Raw genomic sequence first — 23,440 nt, forward strand, 5'->3', positions numbered from 1 at the left:
TCATAATCAATTTCATTGAATAATTCCGTCCAAATGAAACATTTATCAATTTGGTTGTGATTTATTTCACTATATCTGAAAACGGATTCAGTTACAATAAAGACAGTAAATCAGGGGTAACAGGAGGCTGGTTCAGATGGCAACACACGCTTATTATGTTCCGCCCGTGAACTTGATGGGCAGAGGATGTTTACACGAAGCAGGCAAGATGATTGAGAAAATGGGTATTCGCAAAGCGCTTGTCGTAAGTGATCGTCGATTGATCTCTTCCGGCGTTGCTGAACAAGTGCTGTCTATACTAAGAAAATCAGGGTTAGACTATGTGATATATGATGAGGTTCAGCCCAATCCAACCTGTCATAATGTACATGACGGACTTCAAGTATTTCAGGATCATGGCTGTGACGCCATTATATCGATAGGCGGAGGTTCACCTCAGGATGCTGCCAAAGCCATTGGCATTGTAGCGACCAACGGTGGACATATCCGTGATTATGAAGGCTTGCATCAATCGAAACACAAATCCGTGCCGTTAGTTGCCATTAACACAACGGCTGGCACGTCGAGTGAGGTGACCATGAACTACGTGATTACAGATGAGGAACGCAAGGTGAAAATGGTGATGGTGGATCGAAACAGTCTTGTTGACCTGTCGGTGAATGATCCGGAACTGATGCTGAGCAAGCCTGCGAGTCTAACTGCCGCCACAGGCATGGATGCATTGACCCATGCGGTGGAAGCGATGGTGACGCCTGGCGGGTTTACTGTGACAAGTGCGACAGCGGCTGCTGCCGTGGAACTGATCTTTGAATACTTGCCCAGAGCCGTCAAGGATGGAAGTGATCTGGAAGCAAGAGAGCATATGACCTATGCATGTTTCCTTGGCGGGATTGCTTTTAATAATGCAGGCTTGGGTTACGTTCATGCGATGGCCCATCAACTTGGTGGAGTCTATGATCTGCCGCATGGGGTATGTAACGCGATGTTGCTCCCCTATGTAGAGGAATTGAATGCAAAGCATGTGCCAGGGAAATTCCGTCATATTGCCAAAGCAATCGGTATGGATGTGAAGGGTAGAAGTGATGAGGAATGCTCGGATTACGTCATTGAGGCCATTCGTCAGCTTTCCAAGGAAGTTGGCATTCCTGAGAAGCTGTCTGAATTAGGTGTGAAAGACCCTGATGTTGAATTGCTGGCCGATAACGCCATGAAAGATGCCTGTGCACCTGGCAATCCGTATCAGCCTTCCAAGGATGAGGTTATGGAGCTGTTCCGCAAAATCATATAAAGTTAATAATAAAGAGAGAGCCAGAATATATTCTGGCTTTTTTGGTGTTGTACGTGCTCCTGAGCAGCATAAATACGGAAGCATTTCCTCCATTGGAAAAATTTAATTTAATCCCGCTGCAACCTTCATTTTTTGTTTGACAGTGTGAATGCTTTAATCCATAATCAATCCATACTAAACACATAAGTTTTATTGGAAGGGGAGAGTCAGACATGTCACAGTTTAAATTATCAACCAGAAAGTCATTATGGATAGGAGCGTTAGCCGTTCTATTATTGGTGCTCGTTAGCGGTTGCTCCGGGTCGACCAATGATCCCGCTCCCAATGCAGCAGCCCAACCAGGGACGAGCCAAGGTACGGATGGGAATTCCAAGACAGACGAGACTGCCACGGGAGGGACTTTTGTATATGGTCGGCCGGCTTCCGTAACCTCGTTTGATTTGCATAATCAAATTACGTCCAATAACGCTTTTGCCATTGATAAAGTATTTGAATCTCTGGTTGCTTTTGATAGCAAGGGCGAGATTGTGGATTGGCTTGCCAAGTCGCATAACATTAGTGATGACGGCCTGACGTATACGTTTGTGCTGCGTGATGGCTTGAAGTTCTCCAACGGTACAGATGTTACGGCAGAGGATGCGGTATTCTCACTTGAGCGGCACTTAAAGGTTGGTGGCCCGCTGGCAATATCCGCGAAGGTGGATACGATCAAAGCCAAAGATAGCCACACCCTGGTGATTACGCTTAAAGAGCCGTATACGCCGTTTATCTCCGAACTTTCCAACTTCTCGAACGGTATTATTCCGAACAATTTTGGCGGAGTTACCGAGGAAGAGTTTTTCAAGAAGCCCGTAGGTACTGGACCGTTTGTGGTTGAGCAGTGGGACCCTGCAGGGGATGTGACCTTTACGAAGAACACTCACTACTGGCAAGAAGGAAAGCCATCGGTTGACAAGCTTGTTTACAAGCTGATAGAAGATGACAGCCAGGCAATCAACCAATTGAAAGCAGGAGAAGTGGATGCCATTGAGTCGTTGGCTCTGCAAAATGCTGATGAAATCAAAAATGGTGCAGATACAACCGTTGCAACCAACGGCAGCTGGGTGACAGAGCAATTGTTCTTTAATACGCTGGATAAGCATTTTTCCGATGTGCATGTTCGTCGGGCATTGGCTCTGGCACTTGATCGTGATGGTCTGACCAAGGCGCTTACCTTTGGTTATGCACAGACCGCTAATTCATTGTTGCCGACAACGATTCCTTACAATTCAAATGATACGCTCAAGGCACTGAATTTTGATGTGAATGCAGCCAAAGCAGAACTGGCCAAATCGGCCTTCCCGGATGGATTTACAACAAAACTGCTTGTAGCTTCAGGCAACAGCACACGAGCGCAAGAAGCGCAAATCATTCAGGCAGCGGGAAAACAAATTGGCATTAACATCGAGATTGAATCGATTGAACTCGCTACCTTCCGTGAACGATTCTTTGCTTATGATTTCGCAGCGATGCTGAACAGTGGGCAAGCCGATTCTCCGGAAGCGAACTCGATCATTGCGTTCCAGACTGACCCTGACGGTTTCAGCAAATCTTACTGGACACATTACACCAATGATGAAGTAACCAAGCTTCTCTATAAAGGCCAACAAACACCGGACGGCGCTGGCCGTGCCGAAATATACTCCAAACTGCTTCAAACGCTTGCCGATGAAGTACCTTACATTCCGCTTTATTATCCGGATATTCTGATTGGCGTTCGTTCTTCAGTAGATGGCATTGTTGTATTGCCTAACGGCAGTGTGCGTTTTGAAGACGCTCGTATTCAGAAATGAAGAAGTTCTGGTTGATCAATACGGTGGGAAGAGCATTGGCAGTGATCCTTTGTGTGATGACAGCAGTCTTTTTTCTCATCAGAATGGTACCAGGAGATCCTGCCAAAATGATTCTTGGCGAGTACAGCACCCCCGAGGCCGTTGAGAGCATGCACCATGCTCTCGGGCTGGATCTGCCGCTGGGGGAACAATTCATGCGGTTTGTGAAGACACTGTTCACTCAGGGGGATACCGGCAATTCCATTATTAACGGAACCTCGACTAGAGAGTTGATTGCTGATCGTGCACCCGTTACCTTGCTGCTCATTGGCATGGCATGTGCCTTGGCAATTATCATTGCACTTGTGCTTGCTACACTGGCCGCTACACACAAGGATAAGCTGCTGGATCATTTGATACGTATTTTTCCTACGGTAACGCTAGGTATGCCAATCTTCTGGGTTGGCATCCTTTTGATTCTGCTGCTGAGTGTTCGTCTTCACTGGTTTCCCGTTGGTGGAGTCGGCGAAGGGTGGTGGGGTACCTTATACAGTTTGACACTTCCCGCCATTACCGTAGCTTTTTCACAGATTCTAACATTGGTTCGTTCATTAAGAGCCCAGATGCTTGAAGTACTGGAATCTGATTTTGTAGTTACATTGAAGGCTGCCAGATTACCGAGCCGGGTCATTCTGTTCAAACATGTCCTGCGCAATGCTGCGCTTCCGACACTGATCCTTCTTGGCGTTAATATTTCTTATCTCATTGGCGGTACATTGGTCGTTGAACAGGTATTTGGTATCAAGGGAATTGGCAGTCTTTTGTTTAGTTCCATTTCCAAACGGGATTTCCCGGTCATTCAAGGCATAGCCCTTTACTGTGCTGTATCTGTCGTGATCATCAGTCTCCTGATAGAGCTTCTGTCCAGGTGGCTTGATCCCAGAACGAAAGGAAAACCATGAAAACGATACAAATAGAACCACAGTTATATGAAGACAGCAAAAACACCAGTCTTATGAATCGCATATTGAAAACTCCTTCCCTGCTTGTGGGAAGTGTGATGTTTGCCGTGCTGATCATCTTGGCTGTGATCATACCCTGGATTAGTCCTTATGACCCTTCGGAGCAAAATTTGAGTGCCTTTTTGCAGCCTCCGTCTGCTGAACATTGGTTGGGTACAGACCAACTGGGACGTGATTTGTTCACTAGACTGATTTATGCCGCGCGAACCGATTTGAGCATTATGGTGCTGGCGGAAATTGTACCTTTTTGCATGGGTGTATTTCTAGGGATGCTTGCAGGGTATTACGGAAAATGGATTGATAAGGTTATATCGTTAGTTACTGATACACTTATCGCTTTCCCTTTTTATCTCATCGTCATTATCGTGGCTTTTGCCAGCGGAGCAGGTGAGCGGGGGATTTATATTACGTTTATGCTCGTTGGCTGGATTGTCTTTGCCCGTGTCGTCAGAGGGCTGAGTGCATCGTACCGCAAGCAGGAATGGATCGCATCCGCACAGACGTTGGGCTTGCCGGGAATACGGATTATCCTTCGTCATCTCCTGCCCAATGTATTGCCTCAGGCGATCGTTGTCCTCATGACAGATATGGTGGGGCTGCTGGTGGCGATTGTTACGCTTGGATATCTGGGCATTGGCATCGCACCACCGACCCCGGATTGGGGCACGATGATCTCGGATGGGCAATCCTTTATCACGACAGCCTGGTGGCTCTCGGCAGTTCCGGGATTTGCAGTCGTTTACACGGGAATTGCTTTGTCGCTTGTCGGTGATGGATTGGCCGATGTATGGAGGAAAAAATAATGTCCACAGAACCGATTCTTGAAGTCAAGGCAATGTCTCTGTCAACCAAGTCAAATCAAACATTAGTGCAAGACGTACATTTCTCGCTCGGCAGAGGGGAGAGCCTGGGATTAGTAGGTGAATCCGGCTCAGGTAAATCACTAACTCTTCGTTCGATTCTGGGACTGTTGCCAAGCGGTGTAGAGCAGACGGGCGGAACCATTCGGAGTGACGTGAACAGCGCCATGGTATTTCAAGACCCGAGAGGTGCGCTTGATCCGCTCTGTCCCGTTGTTAAACAGCTGGCGGAAGTTGTCTATTACAGGCAAAAGTTAAGCAGGAAGGCCTCCAGGGTAGCAGCGCTGGAATTACTTGAACTGTTGGGTCTCCCCGACTCGTTGAAGCGTGAGGACCGATACCCTAGCCAGCTGTCAGGCGGGCAGTGTCAGCGGGTAGTCATTGCACTGGCCCTGGCGTGCAAGCCAGGCATTCTGCTCTGTGATGAGCCAACAACGGCGCTGGACGTTACTGTACAGCGTCAAATTATGGAGACGATCCAACGTTTGCAGCGTGAACTGGGATTCGCCATGGTCTTTGTAACACATAATCTGGCGATTGCAGCGACGCTGTGCTCGAAGCTGTGCGTGATGAAGCAGGGACGAATTGTGGAGCACGGGGATTCGTCGGGCCTTTTGCAGAACCCTCAAGATCCTTACACCCAGATGCTTATTAACTCGGTGCTTCCTTTACCGAAGCTTGAAGGGAGCGAATAACGATGGAACTAGCTTTGCAAGTTCAGAATGTAACGGTTCAATATGGTGACTTTACTGCGCTGGACAGCATCAAACTAAATCTTAAGAAGCATACCACGCTTGGTCTTGTTGGTGAGTCCGGTTCGGGCAAATCTACCCTTGCAAGAGTCATTGCCGGGTTAATTACGCCGGATGAGGGGCAAATTTTGCTGGGGGATCAGCCATTAAAGAAGAAGAGAAGTCGTGAGCAGTATAAAAGCATACAGATGATCTTCCAAAATCCGGATGCTTCACTGAATCCCAAACATTCCATTCGGCAGATTCTTGCTGAAGCGCTGTTGTTTCATCGCATCGTAGACCGTTCACAGGTGGAGAAAAGATCGAGAGAGCTCCTGGCCCGTGTCCAGTTGGAAAGCAGGGCACTGGACAAGTATCCGCATGAATTCTCCGGCGGTCAGCGCCAACGGATCGCCATTGCACGTGCTTTAAGCGTAGAGCCGAGTCTGCTGATTGCGGATGAGCCGACGAGTGCACTCGATGTTTCTGTGCAGCGGAGTGTGCTCGATCTGTTCAATTCACTTAAGCGGGAACTTAATCTTACGCTACTGTTCATTTCCCATGATCTTGGAGTTATCCATGCTATTAGTGATACGGTAGCAGTCATGAGGCAGGGTCAGCTTGTGGAGATTAGCCCGAAAGAGCAATTCTTCACACGACCTGAGACGGCCTACAGCCGGGAGCTGCTGTCCGCAGTTCCTAAGATGCCGAAATCAAGTTCTTTAGGAGGTTTATATGAGCCAACAATATAAAGGAAACATACCCCTTACCCTGTCGGAATACGATACACTTACACAATTGCTCTCCAGGCTCTTGTCTACGAAGTATCCTCCGGTGATCATCCCGGGAGAGGCGATCTTGGGCATAGAGGCCGTGGCAGCTGGAATATCTGCAGCGGGTCGTACGATTGTCAATGTCGTGACAGGGCCTTATGGCAGTTTGTTTGGTCAGTGGCTTGAACGCGGAGGGGCAACGGTGATTGAAGTCAAAGTTCCTTTTGATGAAGTTGTACCTGTAGAGAAGGTAGCTGCTGCGATTGAAAAGTATCAACCGTCCGCACTATCCTTTGTTCAAGCAGAGGTGGTTACAGGCGGGTCGAATCCCGCAGAAGAAATGATAAAGATTGCGCGTGCCCATAACCTGATTACGGTGAGCGACTCTGTCTCAGCGATTGGGGGGGAGCCTCTGCTGGTAGACGAATGGGGTGTTGATTTTGTAGCTGTGGGTGCACAAAAAGCCCTAGCCGGGCCTAACGGCATCAGCGCAGTAAGCATTTCGCCGCGTGGATGGGAATTTCTCGAATCCAATCCACATGCACCGCGCAACTCCATCCTGTCTTTGCTTGATCTGAAGCCATCCGCCGATGGGGCTGCACCCGTCCGCGTTCCTCCCAACATTCCAACGCTGGAAGCCAGAGCACTGATTTTGGCTTTGACAGCTATTGAGTCTGAAGGCTTGGAGCAGGTGATCAAGCGTCATGAACAGGCAGCGTTATCTGCTATAGCGGGAATTCAGGCCTTGGGTCTGGAGCCTTGGCAAAAAGATAACAGAACATATTCGACTCTCACAACGACGGTTCGAATTACAGGGGAGGCGAAGTTGCATATCGATCAGCCAATCGGCATCGTTGCTCCAGGGGATGGAGAACTTTTTGGTCAGCTTCTGCGAATTAATCATTTCGGAGTTAATGCGTCCTTGGCAGGTGTGGAGGAAGCTGTTGCGACCATTGCGGCATTATTGAATCAGGACCATGAGCAAGCAGTCCAGGCTGCTCGCCTCGTTTGGGGGAAATGAATATGACCCAGTTAAAATCGGAAGATCAAAACTTCAAACATATTTTTATAGCAGGCATTGAAGGCAAACGGTTCGATATCTCGATCCAGAATGGCCGGTTTGCATCTGTTACAGAATCCGTGCCGCAGAATGATAACTCATCGCTTCCGGATACAGATTTATGGATAAGTCCCGGAGTGATTGATCTTCATACTCATCTGGCCTGGACAGACTTCGACCACGCGGATCAATTAAAGCGTGATAGCCATGAGATCGAAGTGATGCAGGCGCAAGCTTTTGCAGCTACCCTCAAGACGGGGGTAACCACGGCGCGAGATGCAGGCGGATTGTTGCCAAGCACCGCTCGACATCTCGCTCAGCACTATCAACATCCCTTAAGGGTTGAAACCAGCAGTGAAATGCTGGGAGCGGCAGATGCCCGTGGTGTAAAGCATCTGGAGCAACGGTTGAACGGAATTTTTGATACAGGCGCGGGATGGGTTAAAATCATGGCGACAGGTGGGCTGGGAGCCCCTACGGAACAAGTGCTCGACCCTGTATTTTCGGAGGAAGAGTTTGCGTTCATCGTTCGCTATGCCCATGCTAACCATAAAAAGGTGCTGGTTCATACCTGGGGTGGCGTGACGATAGACTGGTCTATTCAGGCGGGCGTGGAATCGGTGGAACATGGCATGTTCTTATCGGAGGATCAGGCGGGCAGACTTGCGCAGTCACGAACGGCCTTTGTGCCCACCACATCGATCTATCGTATTGCCGCAGATCCAAAAGGTGTGCTGGCGTTGCCCACTGTTATCAGTGATCGTGCTGCGCGCGCTGCTGAAGCTCATTCTACAGCCATCGGATATGCCAAAAGAGCAGGAGTCCGTTTCGGCTTCGGTACCGATTACGCCACACCTTCACTGCACGGCTATAACCTGCAAGAGCTGGATACGCTGATTGACTATGGCTTGACCCGGGCAGAAGCGTGGCAATCTGCGACGATCAATGCTGCTGAGATTCTGGGTCGTGGCAACGAATTGGGGCAGATTGCAGAAGGTTATATTGCGGACGCTATTATTTTCAATGCCGGTCCGTATCAAACGAAAAATGCAGATCAGCTACGGGAGAGTATTGTTTCCGTAATTATTGGGACGCAGAAACCATGAATTGGTTTTTGCGTTTTTTTCTTTACTCGTGAGTGCAGTGAGCGCTATGTTGCTTCGAAGGACCAGGTGTCTGGCGAATGTTGAGCAATAATTAAATCCCCAAAAGTTTTCCAAAAGGATTTTCAAGACCCATCAGCGAATACAATATTTAATAACAGCGGCATAAAGGAAGGAGCGATATCTACTTAAACTTTTGTCGAAGTTTTCCAGCAAGATTCCTCAGCCCGTTTCGTGTTTAATGTTATATAGGAGAAGTGTATTGCATTTTACACGGGGTACACCTTAATTTTTACATCCACCTATCACCTCTACACAACAAGTACAGGCAATTCTGCATGGTTCATCTACTTTCAGACATCACAAAGAACGACGTTTGGCTGCAATTTTAATGTAACACAGTCTGTACAGCATGCTCCTAATCATGACAAAAGTGTCCACACAACAGCATATCGGATTATGGGCTCTGAAATGAATTAGAACGAATGCACATGGAGGAGGCTGTAATGATGGCAAAAAAAGAAGTTGTAGCGATGCTGCTCGCTGGAGGGCAAGGCAAAAGATTAAAGGGATTGACCAAATCACTGGCCAAGCCCGCTGTTTATTTTGGCGGAACCTACCGTATCATAGATTTTCCTCTTAGCAATTGCTCCAATTCAGGCATCGACACAGTCGGTGTGTTAACTCAGTACGAACCTCTGGTGCTGCACTCCTATATCGGCATTGGCAGTGATTGGGATCTGGACCGCAAAAATGGCGGTGTATATGTACTTCCTCCTCATGAACGTGAAGACGGAAGTAACTGGTATCGAGGCACAGCGGATGCGATCTACCGTAACCTGAATTTTATTGAACAATTCGATCCTGAGCATGTGCTCATTTTGTCAGGGGATCATATCTATAAAATGGATTACGAGAAAATGCTTCAATACCATAAAGAAAAGGATGCAGATTGCACCATATCGGTCATTGACGTTCCGCTGGAAGAAGCCAGCCGGTTCGGGTTGCTCAACACCCACGATGATTATCGCATCTATGAATTCGAAGAAAAACCTCCTGAGCCCAAGAGCACACTCGCTTCCATGGGTATCTATCTCTTCAAGTGGGATGTGCTGAAACGCTTCCTGATCCAGGACGAACAGCAGGCATCCACCTCCTATGATTTTGGCAAAGACATCATTCCCTTGCTGCTTGAAAATGAAAAATCATTATATGCTTATCCGTTTGAAGGCTATTGGAAGGATGTCGGTACGATCCGCAGTCTGTGGGAATCCAATATGGACCTGCTGGATGAGGATACGCCGTTTAATCTGAACGACCCGGACTGGCGTATTTACACCCGAAATCCGAATCAGCCTGCGCAATATATTTCACCGTCAGCGAAGGTGCGGAATTGCATCATCAGTGAAGGCAGTGTTGTACATGGCGAGGTTAAGCATTCGGTGTTGTTCTACGGAATCGAGGTAGGGGAGAACAGTTCCGTAACCGATTCAGTAATCATGCCAAAAGTGAAGATCGGACAAAATGTACGCATTCACAAAGCTATTATTGCCGAAGGATTGGTGATCCCGGATGGAGTACATCTGTCACCCGCCCCTGAGGATGAAAGTGATATATTACTAGTCGATCAGGAAGAACTGGAACGTCAGCTTCACGAGGGAATGACAAGCAAAGCCTAATCTAAACCCCAAAGGACGGTGCATGCGATGAAACCATTGATCGGAGTTATTAACCTTGACCATGAGCTTGAGGAATTGAAGGAATTAACGTACTTTCGCTGCGGAGCCGCGGTGCCTTATGCCGGGCGTTACCGTCTGATTGATTTTGTATTATCCAATATGATGAATGCTGGCATTGAGAGTATCGGTGTATTTGTCCGCCGCAAGTACCGTTCACTCATGGATCATCTGGGTGACGGCAAGCCGTGGGATTTGGACCGGAAGCATGGAGGCATGTTTATTTTGCCACCGGACTGGAATGATCCGACCGATACGTCACAAGGGGATTTGCAGCATTTTCACAATAATCTCGATTTTTTCCGCCGGGGTTCCGGACAATATGTCGTTCATGCGGGGAGCCGGCACGTGACCAAAGCGGATCTGCAAGACGTGTACAGGTACCATATAAGCAAGGGAGCGGATGTAACACTGGTCTGCAAAAAAGTGGATCAACTGCTGCCTGAACATGACGCTTGTGTCAAAGTTGAAGATGACGGGAGCGGTAATGTGGTGGACATTCACCAAAGCGCCGATCACCCGAATATATATACAGAAATTTTCATCATGGAAAAAGAACTGTTCCTGCGCCAGGTACAGCGCTGCATCGATCATGGGGAAAGCCATTTCTTCCGTGATGTGATTCAGAAAAACCCGGATGGTTTGAACATTGCGGCGTATGCCTATGATGGCTATCACGCTGTAATCAATTCGGTCGACAGCTATTACCGCAACAGTCTTGAATTGCTGAATACGGGACTGTATGAACAATTGTTCAAGGAACAGCCTGTTCAGACCAAGATCAAGTACGAAGCACCGGCCAAATATCTGGACACCGCCGAGGTGAAACATTCCCTGCTTGCGAACGGCTGCATCGTTGGCGGAGAAGTGGAAGATAGTATCCTCTTCCGGGGTGTGACTGTGGCAAAAGGCGCCAAAATCAAGGGCTCCATCATCATGCAAAAGTGCTACATCGGAGAGGGCGCCGTCCTAGAAAATGTCATTCTCGACAAGGATGTGAAACTGAGCGGTGGCCAGACGCTGATTGGCGATCCATCGAACCCGTATATTCTGGCGAAGAGCACTATTATCTAATATCGACCCTTAACCGATATCATCTATAAAAATATAAAATAAAAATCCTGTAGGATGGATTTAAGGTTCATGGGCGAAAGTTGAAATGCAACTTCGATTGTGCTTGCCAACGTGCAAACGTAGTGGAGGGAACGAAATCGATTCTGGAGAAGCGTAGCGTTCGCCTTTATCACTGTATTTTCACATCTGAATAATAGAATTGAGAAAATACAGGGATAACAGCGATCGAAAGAACGATTCGTGCCCGTAACGGCCACTTTCCTGGATGTTCGAGCACTTAAGTGTATGAACCGCCACGATCCTACAGGATTTCACCGGGAGGAACCTTCTTTTGTTTGACAACAAGGAAACGTTCAAGAGTATTTTTAGGCGGAATCTGGTTAGCAAATTAGGCAAACCGCTTGAAGAGGCAACGCAGGAAGATGTCTATCACGTACTTGGTAGCATGATCCGCGAATATGCGGGTCAGGATTGGGCGGCGTCGAATCAGGGGTTTAAGCAGCGCCAGGATAAACAGGTTTATTACTTCTCGCTGGAATTCCTGATTGGACGTCTGCTCGGCAACAATCTGCTGAATGTGAATGAATTGGAACTCGTTCGTGACAGTCTGGCTGAATTGGGCTTCTCTTTGGAAGAAGTGGAAGAACAGGAGGCGGATGCAGGTCTCGGTAACGGAGGTCTGGGACGACTCGCAGCCTGTTTTCTGGATTCATTGGCATCCCTGGGTTACGCGGGACATGGGTGTGGTATTCGATATAAATATGGTTTGTTTGAGCAAAAAATTATCAACGGCAATCAGGTGGAATTACCCGATAATTGGCTTGATAAGGGTAATGAATGGGAAGTGCGCCGTCCGGAAAAAAAGGTGGAAGTGCAATTCTGGGGCCATGTTGAGGCCTATGAACAGGATGGACAATACCAATTTGTCACAAAGGATGCCGAATCGGTTGTAGCTGTGCCTTATGATGTGCCTGTTATTGGTTATGGTCAGCCGCATGTGAACACATTGCGATTGTGGAGCGCGGAGCCCAAGCGGGGGACCTCGCTGGATACCCCCTCGAACTATTACGGATATCTGGATTACGGTCGTTCCGTAGAATCGATCTCAGAGTTCTTGTACCCGGATGATTCCCAATACGAGGGCAAGCTGCTCCGTCTGAAACAGCAATACTTTATGTGTTCTGCTGGCGTGCAGAGTGCTCTGCGTACTTTTAATAAACTGGAGCTTTCCTATGATCGATTGCCGGATAAAGTAGCGTTCCATATCAATGATACACACCCAACGCTCGTCATTCCCGAGCTGATGCGGATTCTGATTGATGTCAAAGGATATGGATGGGATGAAGCTTGGGATATCACAACCCGCACCGTATCCTATACCAACCATACAACGTTAAGCGAGGCGCTTGAAAAGTGGCCTGTAGCCATGATCAGCAAGCTGCTGCCACGCATTTACATGATTATTGAAGAGATCAACAAACGATTCTGCGGCATGCTGCTCGAGCGTTATCCCGGAGACCCGGATCGAATTCAGCATCTGGCGATTATTGCATACGATCAGGTGCGGATGGCGAATCTGGCCATTGTGGGCAGTCATAGCGTGAATGGTGTCGCGGCATTGCATACTGAAATATTGAAGGAACGGGAAATGGCGCCGTTCTATGCGCTCTATCCAGAGCGCTTTAATAACAAAACCAATGGCATCACCCATCGCCGCTGGTTGATGCATGCCAACCCGAAGCTGTCAAATCTGATCACAGATACGATTGGAAGGGATTGGATTACGGAGCCGGGCAGACTGAATGAGCTGGTAGGTGCTGCGGATGATGCTTCATTCCAGCAGCAATTCCATTCGATCAAACGCCACAATAAAGAGCGGCTGGCTGCGTATATCCTGGATCATACCGGAACAGCCGTCAACCCGGATTCCATTTTTGACGTACAGGTGAAAAGGCTGCATGGCTACAAACGGCAGTTGCTCAACATTCTGCATGTCATGCATCTGTATAACCGACTCAAAAGCGACGCTTCGTTTGATATCGTTCCGCGCACGTTCATTTTTGGAGCAAAGGCGGCGCCGAGTTATTATTTTGCCAAGAAAATCATCAAGCTGATTAACACGGTGGCAGATAGGGTGAATCGCGATGCGGCCGTGAAAGATCGCCTGCAGGTATTTTTCCTGGAAAACTATTCAGTCTCTCTTGCCGAGAAAATTATTCCGGCCGCAGACGTCAGCGAACAGATTTCAACTGCAGGCAAGGAAGCCTCAGGTACGGGCAACATGAAGTTCATGATGAACGGTGCGTTAACCATAGGTACAATGGATGGCGCGAATGTGGAGATGGCTGAGCAGGTCGGTCAGGACAATATGTTCATCTTTGGTCTGAGCGCAGACGAAGTAATGGATTATTACCGCTCCGGCAGTTATCGGCCGAGTGAGATTGTGCAGCAGGATGAACGGATTCGCGAGGTAGTAGAGCAACTGGTACATCCGGGAGCGTTCTGTGAGCGTGATGGTGAATTCTGGGACATCTATGATTCCTTGCTGGCTCATGGTGACGAATACTTTGTGTTACGTGACTTTGCTGCCTATGCGGATGCCCATGATGCCATCGATTTGGCTTATCGTGATATACCGGGCTGGACGCGTAAGGCTGTACTGAATACGGCTCATTCCGGTATTTTCTCCAGTGATCGCACTATCAGTGAATATGCAACAGATATCTGGGGCATTCATCCGGTGTCCGGAAACTGGAAGGGCTAGAACCCTTTTGATCTATTTATAAAACAAAATTGCCTTGTGCACAGGGATAATTTCTGCGAAGTTAACAATCCTTCAAGCGGAGATTTGTCCTTGTTGCGCAAGGTTTTTTTGCATATAGGGACTTGTACAGAGGAACGATGAACGAAGCGAGAAACCGTATTTCGAGGAAACATATGTAGGGGAATCCGAGCCTGAACAGCTGGACATAAAGATCTATATCCCTATAAAATAGACCTTACCGCTCGGCGGAAATAAAGGTCGGAGGATTTCAGGATATGAATAAAGGATCGTGGCTCCGCTCCAGATGGATCCTGGCCATAGTCGCCTGTATGGCGGCACTGTATATGCTGTTCATGGGCAACTTGCTCTTCGTCAGTGGTAGAACGCCTGGCATGAACTATCAATATAATTTGGTACCCTTAGAGACAATCAAGCCGCTTCTTTTTGAAAGGTATCGATATAATACAGAAGCCTGGGTGAAGAATCTGTTTGGCAATATTGTCTTGTTTATTCCGCTTGGCATATGGATACCCTGGTTATTTCGCCGGTGCCGAAAGTTTTTCCCATTCACAGGCACAGTCGTTGTACTTCTGTTTGCAGTCGAGTTCACACAATTCATTACTCGTGTTGGTTCGTTTGATGTCGATGACATTATTTTGAATACGCTGGGAGCCTGGATGGGGTACATAGGGTTTACTTTACTCAAGTTTAAGTACTCACAGAGAGAGGCTCGATATTAGACTGCGATGGGCGGTCAATAGAGGGCCCTTTTTGTGTTCCGTCTTGATTTCTTGTGTTTATAAGGGGACCTTTTCGGATAAAACATATTAACGGGTAATATAGTAAGGTGTAATGTGATGAAAGCGAGGTGGGCAATATCGTTTGGTGGAAAGAGAGTGTAGTGTATCAGATTTACCCCAGCAGTTTCAAAGATTCGGATGGGGATGGTCAGGGTGACTTGCAAGGCATATATGACAAACTTGATTATTTGAGTCAACTGGGTGTGGATGTCATCTGGATCTGTCCGATCTATGATTCCCCCGGACATGATAACGGGTATGACATCCGGGATCACTACGCTATTTTACGAAAGTATGGCACAATGGAGGATTTCGACCGTCTGCTCGACGAGGCACACAAGAAAGGTCTCAAGATCATGATGGATCTGGTTTTGAATCATACGTCCGATGAACATCCATGGTTTGTCGAATCGCGATCATCGTTGGTGAATCCGAAACGGGATTACTACATTTGGCGTTCAGGCAAGAACGGTCAGGTTCCAAACAACTGGGAATCTTACTTCGGGGGCTCCGTATGGAAACATGATCCAGAAACGAATGAATATTATATGCATTTATATTCCGAGCATCAGCCGGATCTCAACTGGAACAATTCACAGATGGCCGAAGAGATGTATGAGATGGTACATTGGTGGCTGCAAAAAGGTGTTGATGGTTTCCGACTCGATGCGGTAGCGCATATTGCCAAGGCGGAGGGTCTGCCGAGTGCTCACAATCCGGACAATTTGCCTGTCGTCCCGGCGTACCAGCTTTTTTCCAATCTGGAGCAGGTACACTCCATCCTGAGCAAACTGAACAATATGATCCTGAAGCCATATGGTCCAATGACGGTTGGAGAGACTTCAGGACTTGGCCCCGAACAGGCGCTGGCCTATGTTGGGACAGACCGGAATGAGCTGAATATGGTGTTCCAGTTTGAACATATGTTTGTGGATGCCAAATCCACTGGAATCGGCAAATGGAACTATCGGGAGTGGAAGCTTCCTGAGCTGAAAGAAATCATGAGCCGCTGGCAAACCGTGCTGCATGGCAGGGGCTGGAATGCCAACTATATGGGCAATCATGATCAGCCGCGTCCGGTATCCCGCTTCGGTGATGATGGCAAGTACAGAGTCCGCTCTGCCCAGATGCTCGCTACCTGGATGCTCACCCTGGAAGGCACACCGTACATCTATCAAGGGGAAGAGATCGGCATGACCAACGTTGCTTTTCCTAATATTGAGGATTATCGGGATATTGAGACGATGAATTATTATCGACAGCATATTGGTCAGGGGCGTTCAAAACATGAAGTGATGCAGGCGATTTGGCTTAAGAGTCGTGATAATGCCCGTACGCCGATGCAGTGGGATGATACGAAACATGCAGGATTTACCAAGGGTGAGCCTTGGATTCAGGTGAATGAGAATTATACTGAGATTAATGTGGCTGATGCCGAACGTGATCCCCAGTCCATTCTGCATTATTACCGCAAACTGATTGCACTTCGCAAACAACATAAAGTACTCATCTACGGGGCCTATGAGCTGCTTTTGCCGGATGATCCTGACATCTATGCTTATACCCGTACGTTGGACGATGAACAAATGCTGGTCATAATGAACTTTCGTGAGCATGAGCCCGAGATGCAATGGCCGGAAGGATGGGGCCCGAAACAGGCCAAACTGCTCATTAGCAACGTAAGCAAACATTATTCCACTGATGAGGGCGCAATTCTTCTTCAGCCTTATGAGGCAAGGGTTTATCAAATGCGTCGGTAAGAGCGTTATTTTGCTCTGGTAAAGAGATTTGAATTATAATATAGGTTGAAAATAAAAATAATGCATAGGTCAGGAGGATGCCAATTTGCTGAATATTACCTACCATGGTCACTCTAGTGTACAACTGGGCACAGAAGAGAAATCTTTGATTATTGATCCTTTTCTTCGTGGGAATGAACTTGCTGTCACCAAACCGGAAGACATTAAGACGGATGCCGTTTTACTGACACATGCACATATGGATCACATTTTGGATGCTGAACCCATTGCCAAGGCCAATCATGCCAAGGTGGTCGCAATTGTGGAACTGGCTACATATATGTCATGGAAGGGTCTGGATACCCTTGGCATGAACATGGGCGGAACGGTGGATCTTGGCTTTGCCCAAGCTAAAATGATTCAGGCTTTCCATACGTCCGGGATCGTGCTGGAAGAGGAGCAACGGATCATGTACGCAGGTGTACCAGCAGGATATATCATTCACATTGGCGGTAAAACCATTTTGCACGCCGGAGATACGAGCCTGTTCGGTGATATGAAAATGATTGGTGATCGCCATGATATCGATGTAGCTTTCCTGCCTATTGGCGGCCATTTCACCATGGGATCGGAAGATGCCCTGCAAGCAGCTGAATGGTTCAACGCCAAGCTGACGATTCCGGTACATTATGATACATTCCCGGTGATTCGTCAGGATGCCGAGAAGTTTGTGGAACAGCTTGCTTCCAAAGGACTGGAGGGCCATGTACTGGCACCGGGAGAGTCTCTCACGCTATAATGACTTCTTAACCACTGTTTAATTACAAAAGCAAATATAAAGCTAAAGACGAATAACACGTCAAGATAACTGACGTGCTATTCGTCTTTTTCGGTTTTGAGTTCAATTTTGAACCATTAAGTTGGTACAAATGACAAAAAGTTCGCAATGCCATTGTTGAACTAGGGGCGATAATGTTATAAAAAGTTACACGGAAGCCATACAGAAATCCAATTTGATCGAAAACTGGGGGATATGTTCATGTCATTTGTGAGATCATTATTTTTTCAGATTATTGTAGCGGTTATTATCGGGATTGGTGTAGGGATTCTGTGGCCTGATCTGGGCAGCCTGCTGCAGCCGCTTGGAACTGGTTTCATCAAGTTGATCAAAATGATCATTGCTCCGTTGATCTTTATGGTCATCGTTACAGGCATTGCCAAAATCGGTGATCTGAAATCGGTTGGACGCATAGGTCTTAAAGCCATCCTATGGTTCGAGATTGCAACGACAATCGCTCTGATCCTTGGACTGGGCACAGCGAATCTGCTTCGTCCCGGTGCAGGAATGAACGTGGACCCTGCCACTATAGACACCAGTGGCATAGAAGCAAAAACGAATGGTTCCGAACTCCCGCACACCGTTGACTTTATTATGAACATTATTCCGACAAGTGTTGTGGATGCTTTTGCACAAAATGCATTACTGCAAGTGCTGCTCGTTGCCTGTTTATTTGGGGTAGCCTTGGCAGCAACGGAAAATAGGGCGAAGGAGAACGTGCTGACGCTGATTGAGAATGTGCTCGGAGTTGTGTTTCGCATTATCGGTTATATCATGAAACTCGCACCCATCGGAGCATTTGGAGCCATGGCGTATACGGTAGGTGCCTATGGGGCTTCAACACTTTCTTCTTTTGGGTTGCTTATTGTTGCCTGTTACGGGGCGGCTCTGCTGTTCCTGGTCATGCTGGCATTGGCTGCCTGGTGGATTACCGGACTGAACTTTTGGCAATTCGTTAAATATACTCGTTCTGAAGTGATGCTGGCGATCGGGACCGGATCATCGGAGGTCGTCATGCCACGTATGATGGATAAGCTAACCAAGGCTGGCTGTGATCGGGCAGTTGTAGGACTTGTGGTACCAACAGGGTATTCGTTTAATCTGGATGGAGCTTCAATTTATTTATCATTAGCGACTGTTTTTGTAGCTCAAGCGGTAGGCATTGATTTGACACTGTGGCAGGAGATTACGATTCTGCTGGTATTGATGTTAAGCTCTAAGGGTATGGCAGGTGTTCCAGGCTCAGCATTTCTGGCTTTGTCCGCTACGGCTGCAGCCGTCAATGCATTCCCGGTAGCAGCAGTTGCTTTACTGCTCGGAGCGGATCGTTTCATGGATACCATGCGTGTATTTACCAACCTGATGGGCAACTGTGTTGCGGCATTTGTAGTGGCCAAATGGGAAGGGTTACTGGATCAAACACGAATGAGGGCAGTGCTCTCCGGCGAGATTAGTACCGAGGATCTGGAGAGAGAGGAGCAGATCGCTGCTACTTCGTTAAAGCCGAATCCACGAGAGCAGGGAAAAGGAATCGTTTCTACTGAGATGCTGTAAGTATAGGTAATAGAAGAGAACAGGGCGTAATGGTAACCTGATCAAGTATAGAATTGAATTCAAACCGTCTGTTTTCCCGAATCAGCGTATCGGGAAAACAGGCGTTTTTTTTCGTCCAAGCTACTTCTATCATGGAGTTATCGAACGCATAAATTGAAAAAAGTGTTACAGAGGCGGCACTTATGGGGAATGTGTAGAAGAGGTAAATTATAGTCATATTGAAGTTTCAACTTGTATATACATGTTTAGTTATGTAATATAGAAATGAAGTTAGTTCGAGATCATCACTTAGGCAATACAATTTATTGGAGGCGTTAACATGAGTTCAACGAATACAACTTCCTCATCGTGGTGGAGAACCTCCACGGTGTATCAGGTATATCCCAAGAGCTTCAATGATACGACCGGTTCGGGCACCGGAGATATTCGAGGTCTGACCGAAAAGCTGGACTACTTGCAGCATCTGGGTATTGATATAGTTTGGCTGCAGCCAGTATATGTATCGCCGCAGCATGATAATGGATATGACGTAGCGGACTATTATCGGATTAATCCTGATTTTGGAACCATGGAGGATTTTGACGAATTGCTTAAAGGGCTAAAGGCTCGTGGTATGAAGTTGATGATTGATATCGTGGTGAATCACTCGTCTACGGATCATGAGTGGTTCCAGCAATCTCGCTCTTCCAAGGATAATCCGTATCGTGATTATTATGTTTGGAGAGATCCTGCTCCAGATGGCGGTGTGCCGAATAACTGGCAATCCAAGTTTGGTGGACCGGCATGGCAGTATGATGAGCAGACAGGGCAGTACTTTCTGACGCTGTTTGACAAGACGCAAGCCGATCTGAATTGGGAGAACGAGCAGGTGCGCAAGGAAATACGTGACATGATCAAGTTCTGGGCGGAAAAAGGCGTTGACGGTTTCCGTATGGACGTCATTAATCTGATCTCGAAGGATCAGCGCTTTCCGGACGATGATGGCAGTGTGTTACCCGGTGATGGACGCAAGTTCTACACTGACGGACCACGTGTGCATGAGTACATTACCGAGATGTATGAAGAGGTCTTTGGACCACATAATATGGTAACCGTAGGGGAGATGTCCTCAACGACGCTGGAGCATTGCATCCGATACTCCAATCCTGCCTCCCGCGAATTCTCAATGACCTTCAACTTTCATCATCTGAAAGTGGATTATCCGAACGGACAAAAATGGGAACTTATTCCATATGATTTTGAAGCACTGAAACAGCTGTTCAGCCAGTGGCAGACAGGTATGCAGGCAGGTGGAGGCTGGAACGCTCTGTTCCTGAACAACCATGATCAGCCGCGGGCATTATCCCGTTTTGCGGATGATGGAGATTACCGTGCCGAGAGTGCCAAAATGCTGGCAACTACGATCCATGGCATGCAAGGTACACCTTACGTTTATCAGGGCGAAGAGATTGGGATGCCTAATCCGGTCTGGAACGATGTAAGCGAATTCCGCGACATTGAGTCGACGAATATGTATCGGTTGCTCCAGGAAGAGCGAGGCAAATCCGCCGAGGAAGCATTCCGTATTGTGAAGGAACGCTCCCGTGACAATTCCCGCACACCCATGCAATGGGATGGAAGTGAAAATGCCGGATTTACAACGGGTACGCCTTGGATCAAAGTGGATGAACGTTATCCGTCGATTCATGTGGCCCAGCAGCTGGCTGACCCGGATTCGATCTACTATCATTACCGCAAACTGATTGCACTTCGCAAACAGCTTAAAGTGCTGACGGACGGATTATATGAACGTCTGGACGACGGACATCCGGATGTATTTGCTTATGCGCGGTCGAATGGAAGCGAAACGCTGCTTGTCGTTTCCAACTTCAGCAAGAGAGACGTGACGTTTACTCTTCCAGGTGCTGTATGGAATGATCACATTGCGGGTAAATCAGCAGAGCTGCTGATTGGCAATACAAAGGCGACGTCTGCACTAAATCAAGAAATATCCCTTAGCCCGTATGCATCCTATATGTGGCTTATACCGCAACAGGACTAATTCACATTATATAAGTGGGAAGTGAAAATATGGCGATCGATAAAAAACAGGTTGAGGAAATTGTACGCGCGGTCGGCGGCAAAGAAAACATTGAAGCTGCAACGCATTGTGTGACACGCCTACGGTTTGCCTTGTACGATGAGAGCAAAGTGGATGCGAAAAGTCTGGATCAGAACGATCTGGTCAAAGGACAGTTCTCCTCCCAAGGACAATTTCAGGTGGTCATCGGACCTGGACTTGTGGACAAAGTCTATGATGAGATGATTGAGATCACTGGAGGTGACCGCGCTTCCAAGGATGACGTAAAGGCAGTGGCTGGTAAAAAGCAAAATCCAATCCAGCGAGCGATCAAGACACTTTCGGACATCTTTATCCCTATTCTGCCAGCCATCATCACGGCCGGTCTCTTGCTAGGTATTAATAACATCCTGACGGGTCCAGGCATATTCTTTGATGGAAAATCACTGGTGGATGTCTATCCGGCATGGAAGGACCTCGCATCTATTATCAATACGATTGCGAGTACCGCCTTTACCTTCCTGCCTGCGTTAATTGGTTGGGCTGCTGTAACCCGGTTCGGCGGCAGTCCGCTGCTCGGGATTGTGCTCGGTCTTATTCTGGTTCATCCCGATCTGCTGAGTGCTTATGGTTACGCCAACGCAGTCAACGAAGGAACTGTGCCTACGTGGAATCTGTTCGGCTGGCATATTGAGAAGATCGGTTATCAGGGGCAGGTTTTGCCGGTACTGGTATCAGCCTATCTGCTCGCCAAGCTGGAGATTTTCCTGAACAAAAGGGTACATGATTCGATCAAACTGCTGGTTGTTGCACCTGTCACGTTATTGATTACCGGATTCCTGGCATTTACGATCATTGGTCCGGTGACATTTGCCATTGCGAATGGAATTACATCCGGCTTGATCTATATTTATGATTCATACGCGGCTCTGGGCGGTCTGATCTACGGTGGACTGTACGCATTGCTTGTTATTACAGGAATGCATCATACGTTCCTGGCGGTAGACGTACAGCTGATTGGTAGTCAGGGCGGAACATTCCTGTGGCCGATGCTGGCACTGTCCAATATCGCTCAAGGTTCTGCCGCCCTTGCCATGATGCTCGTGCTGCGTGAGAAGAAGATGAGAGGACTTGCGGCAACTTCATCCGTCTCGGCCTTCCTCGGAGTAACGGAGCCGGCCATCTTCGGGGTGAATATCCGTTATCGTTATCCGTTTATCTTCGGTATGGTTGGTTCTGCCATCGGCGGTGTGCTACTGACCATGAACAATGTGCAGGCAACCTCCATCGGTGTAGGCGGGGTACCTGGATTCTTGTCCATCTTCCCGAACAAATGGGGAGTGTTCTTTATCGGTATGGCGATTGTATTGATTGTACCTTTCGTTCTGACTGTTATTTTTGGTAAAGCAAAATTGAAAAAAGAAGACCGAAACGCAGATCGCACAGTTGTCACTGGAGGCCAAACGGCAGCAAACGAATCTGACGCAGCCACTACTGCGGCAACTGATGCAGATCTGAATCAGCGCTCGCACAGCGCAGCTCAGGTGGGGAATGACCCTGTTAACACGCTGGAAGTATTGGCACCATTAACAGGTACAGCGGTTCCGCTGGAACAGGTGCCTGATCCGGCGTTCGCAGAGAAGCAAATGGGAGAAGGGGTTGCCATTAAACCTTCGGGCAATCAGGTTGTGGCCCCGTTTGATGCCCAAGTAGCCCATGTGATTAAGAGCAAACATGCTGTCATTCTTGAACACGCGAGTGGCTTGCAGATTCTGATTCATGTCGGAATCAATACGGTTTCACTCAAAGGCGAAGGCTTCAACATGTTTGTGGAAGCTGGAGATAAGGTAAGAGCCGGGCAAACGCTGCTAGAATTCAACCGCAAAGTCATTGAAGCTGCGGGCTATCCGCTTATTACGCCAATTATCATTCCGGACGGTCAGGATATGGTTGAGCGGGTGGAGGTCACGACAGGTGATGTCACATCCAATCAGAACGGCGTGCTTAAGGTTCATTTGAAAGGCTAGGTTATAAAAGTAAAGGAATTCATGTGGGGCTGCGATAATCGCAGCTCCTTTTTCATGCCGAGACCGGGATAAGCTGAAGGCATACCAACTTGTATGAGTGACTCTTTATGCAGTTCGTTTTTTTTCGCTGGTATCATGGTAAACTGTACAATAGGAAGAATCTACAGAGGCTTATGTTCACAGCAATCGGAAAGCAACATC

General features: G+C 47.7%; 17 protein-coding genes. All 17 read left to right on the forward strand.

All coding sequences use genetic code 11. The annotated features are described in order from the left end of the window. The first annotated feature begins 136 nt into the window (after positions 1–136). The 17 genes from ACFTRD_RS08960 to treP all read left to right on the forward strand — a co-directional run bounded on the left by ACFTRD_RS08960 (position 137) and on the right by treP (position 23,239). Positions 137–1,288 (forward strand): iron-containing alcohol dehydrogenase, encoded by a 1,152-nt coding sequence (locus ACFTRD_RS08960; RefSeq protein ID WP_379378969.1) that lies wholly within the window; start codon positions 137–139, stop codon positions 1,286–1,288. Between the two features lie 212 nt (positions 1,289–1,500). Further along, positions 1,501–3,120 carry an ABC transporter substrate-binding protein gene (locus ACFTRD_RS08965; protein WP_379378971.1) on the forward strand — a complete coding sequence of 540 codons (1,620 nt, stop codon included), beginning with the start codon at positions 1,501–1,503 and terminating at the stop codon, positions 3,118–3,120. After that, positions 3,117–4,061: an ABC transporter permease gene (locus tag ACFTRD_RS08970; RefSeq protein WP_379378973.1), complete on the forward strand. Its 945-nt coding sequence runs from the start codon at positions 3,117–3,119 to the stop codon at positions 4,059–4,061. Before ACFTRD_RS08965 ends, ACFTRD_RS08970 begins: the two co-directional genes overlap by 4 nt. Beyond that, positions 4,058–4,924 carry an ABC transporter permease gene (locus tag ACFTRD_RS08975; protein ID WP_379378975.1) on the forward strand — a complete coding sequence of 289 codons (867 nt, stop codon included), beginning with the start codon at positions 4,058–4,060 and terminating at the stop codon, positions 4,922–4,924. The genes ACFTRD_RS08970 and ACFTRD_RS08975 overlap by 4 nt, the downstream gene beginning before the upstream one ends. After that, positions 4,924–5,676: an ABC transporter ATP-binding protein gene (locus tag ACFTRD_RS08980; protein WP_379378977.1), complete on the forward strand. Its 753-nt coding sequence runs from the start codon at positions 4,924–4,926 to the stop codon at positions 5,674–5,676. The genes ACFTRD_RS08975 and ACFTRD_RS08980 overlap by 1 nt, the downstream gene beginning before the upstream one ends. A 2-nt stretch (positions 5,677–5,678) precedes the next feature. Then, positions 5,679–6,464 (forward strand): ABC transporter ATP-binding protein, encoded by a 786-nt coding sequence (locus ACFTRD_RS08985; protein ID WP_379378979.1) that lies wholly within the window; start codon positions 5,679–5,681, stop codon positions 6,462–6,464. Then, complete coding sequence (locus tag ACFTRD_RS08990; RefSeq protein WP_379378981.1) at positions 6,448–7,506, forward strand: pyridoxal-phosphate-dependent aminotransferase family protein; 1,059 nt, start codon at positions 6,448–6,450, stop codon at positions 7,504–7,506. The genes ACFTRD_RS08985 and ACFTRD_RS08990 overlap by 17 nt, the downstream gene beginning before the upstream one ends. Positions 7,507–7,508: 2 nt before the next feature. Beyond that, on the forward strand, positions 7,509–8,651 hold the full coding sequence (locus ACFTRD_RS08995) for an amidohydrolase family protein (protein WP_379378984.1): 1,143 nt from the start codon (positions 7,509–7,511) through the stop codon (positions 8,649–8,651). A gap of 506 nt (positions 8,652–9,157) precedes the next feature. Then, positions 9,158–10,327, forward strand: coding sequence for a glucose-1-phosphate adenylyltransferase (locus ACFTRD_RS09000; protein ID WP_323374402.1), 1,170 nt, complete (start codon positions 9,158–9,160; stop codon positions 10,325–10,327). A 27-nt stretch (positions 10,328–10,354) separates the two neighbouring features. Beyond that, positions 10,355–11,458 carry a glucose-1-phosphate adenylyltransferase subunit GlgD gene (gene glgD / locus ACFTRD_RS09005; protein WP_379378986.1) on the forward strand — a complete coding sequence of 368 codons (1,104 nt, stop codon included), beginning with the start codon at positions 10,355–10,357 and terminating at the stop codon, positions 11,456–11,458. Between the two features lie 331 nt (positions 11,459–11,789). Beyond that, entirely contained in the window at positions 11,790–14,222 is a 2,433-nt protein-coding gene (locus ACFTRD_RS09010) for a glycogen/starch/alpha-glucan phosphorylase (RefSeq protein ID WP_379378988.1), read from the forward strand. 275 nt (positions 14,223–14,497) lie between these two features. After that, positions 14,498–14,962 carry a VanZ family protein gene (locus tag ACFTRD_RS09015; protein WP_379378990.1) on the forward strand — a complete coding sequence of 155 codons (465 nt, stop codon included), beginning with the start codon at positions 14,498–14,500 and terminating at the stop codon, positions 14,960–14,962. 128 nt (positions 14,963–15,090) lie between these two features. Continuing rightward, complete coding sequence (locus ACFTRD_RS09020) at positions 15,091–16,782, forward strand: glycoside hydrolase family 13 protein (protein ID WP_379378992.1); 1,692 nt, start codon at positions 15,091–15,093, stop codon at positions 16,780–16,782. Between the two features lie 85 nt (positions 16,783–16,867). Then, positions 16,868–17,560, forward strand: a complete 693-nt coding sequence (locus ACFTRD_RS09025; protein WP_379378994.1) for a metal-dependent hydrolase — start codon at positions 16,868–16,870, stop codon at positions 17,558–17,560. Between the two features lie 240 nt (positions 17,561–17,800). Next, positions 17,801–19,153, forward strand: a complete 1,353-nt coding sequence (gene dctA, locus ACFTRD_RS09030) for a C4-dicarboxylate transporter DctA (RefSeq protein WP_379378996.1) — start codon at positions 17,801–17,803, stop codon at positions 19,151–19,153. 319 nt (positions 19,154–19,472) lie between these two features. Then, positions 19,473–21,194, forward strand: coding sequence for an alpha,alpha-phosphotrehalase (gene treC / locus ACFTRD_RS09035; protein WP_379378998.1), 1,722 nt, complete (start codon positions 19,473–19,475; stop codon positions 21,192–21,194). A 29-nt stretch (positions 21,195–21,223) separates the two neighbouring features. After that, on the forward strand, positions 21,224–23,239 hold the full coding sequence (gene treP / locus ACFTRD_RS09040) for a PTS system trehalose-specific EIIBC component (RefSeq protein WP_379379001.1): 2,016 nt from the start codon (positions 21,224–21,226) through the stop codon (positions 23,237–23,239). Positions 23,240–23,440: the final 201 nt, after the last annotated feature.

The organism is Paenibacillus sp. NPDC056933 (assembly GCF_042674385.1).
GTDB lineage: Bacteria > Bacillota > Bacilli > Paenibacillales > Paenibacillaceae > Paenibacillus.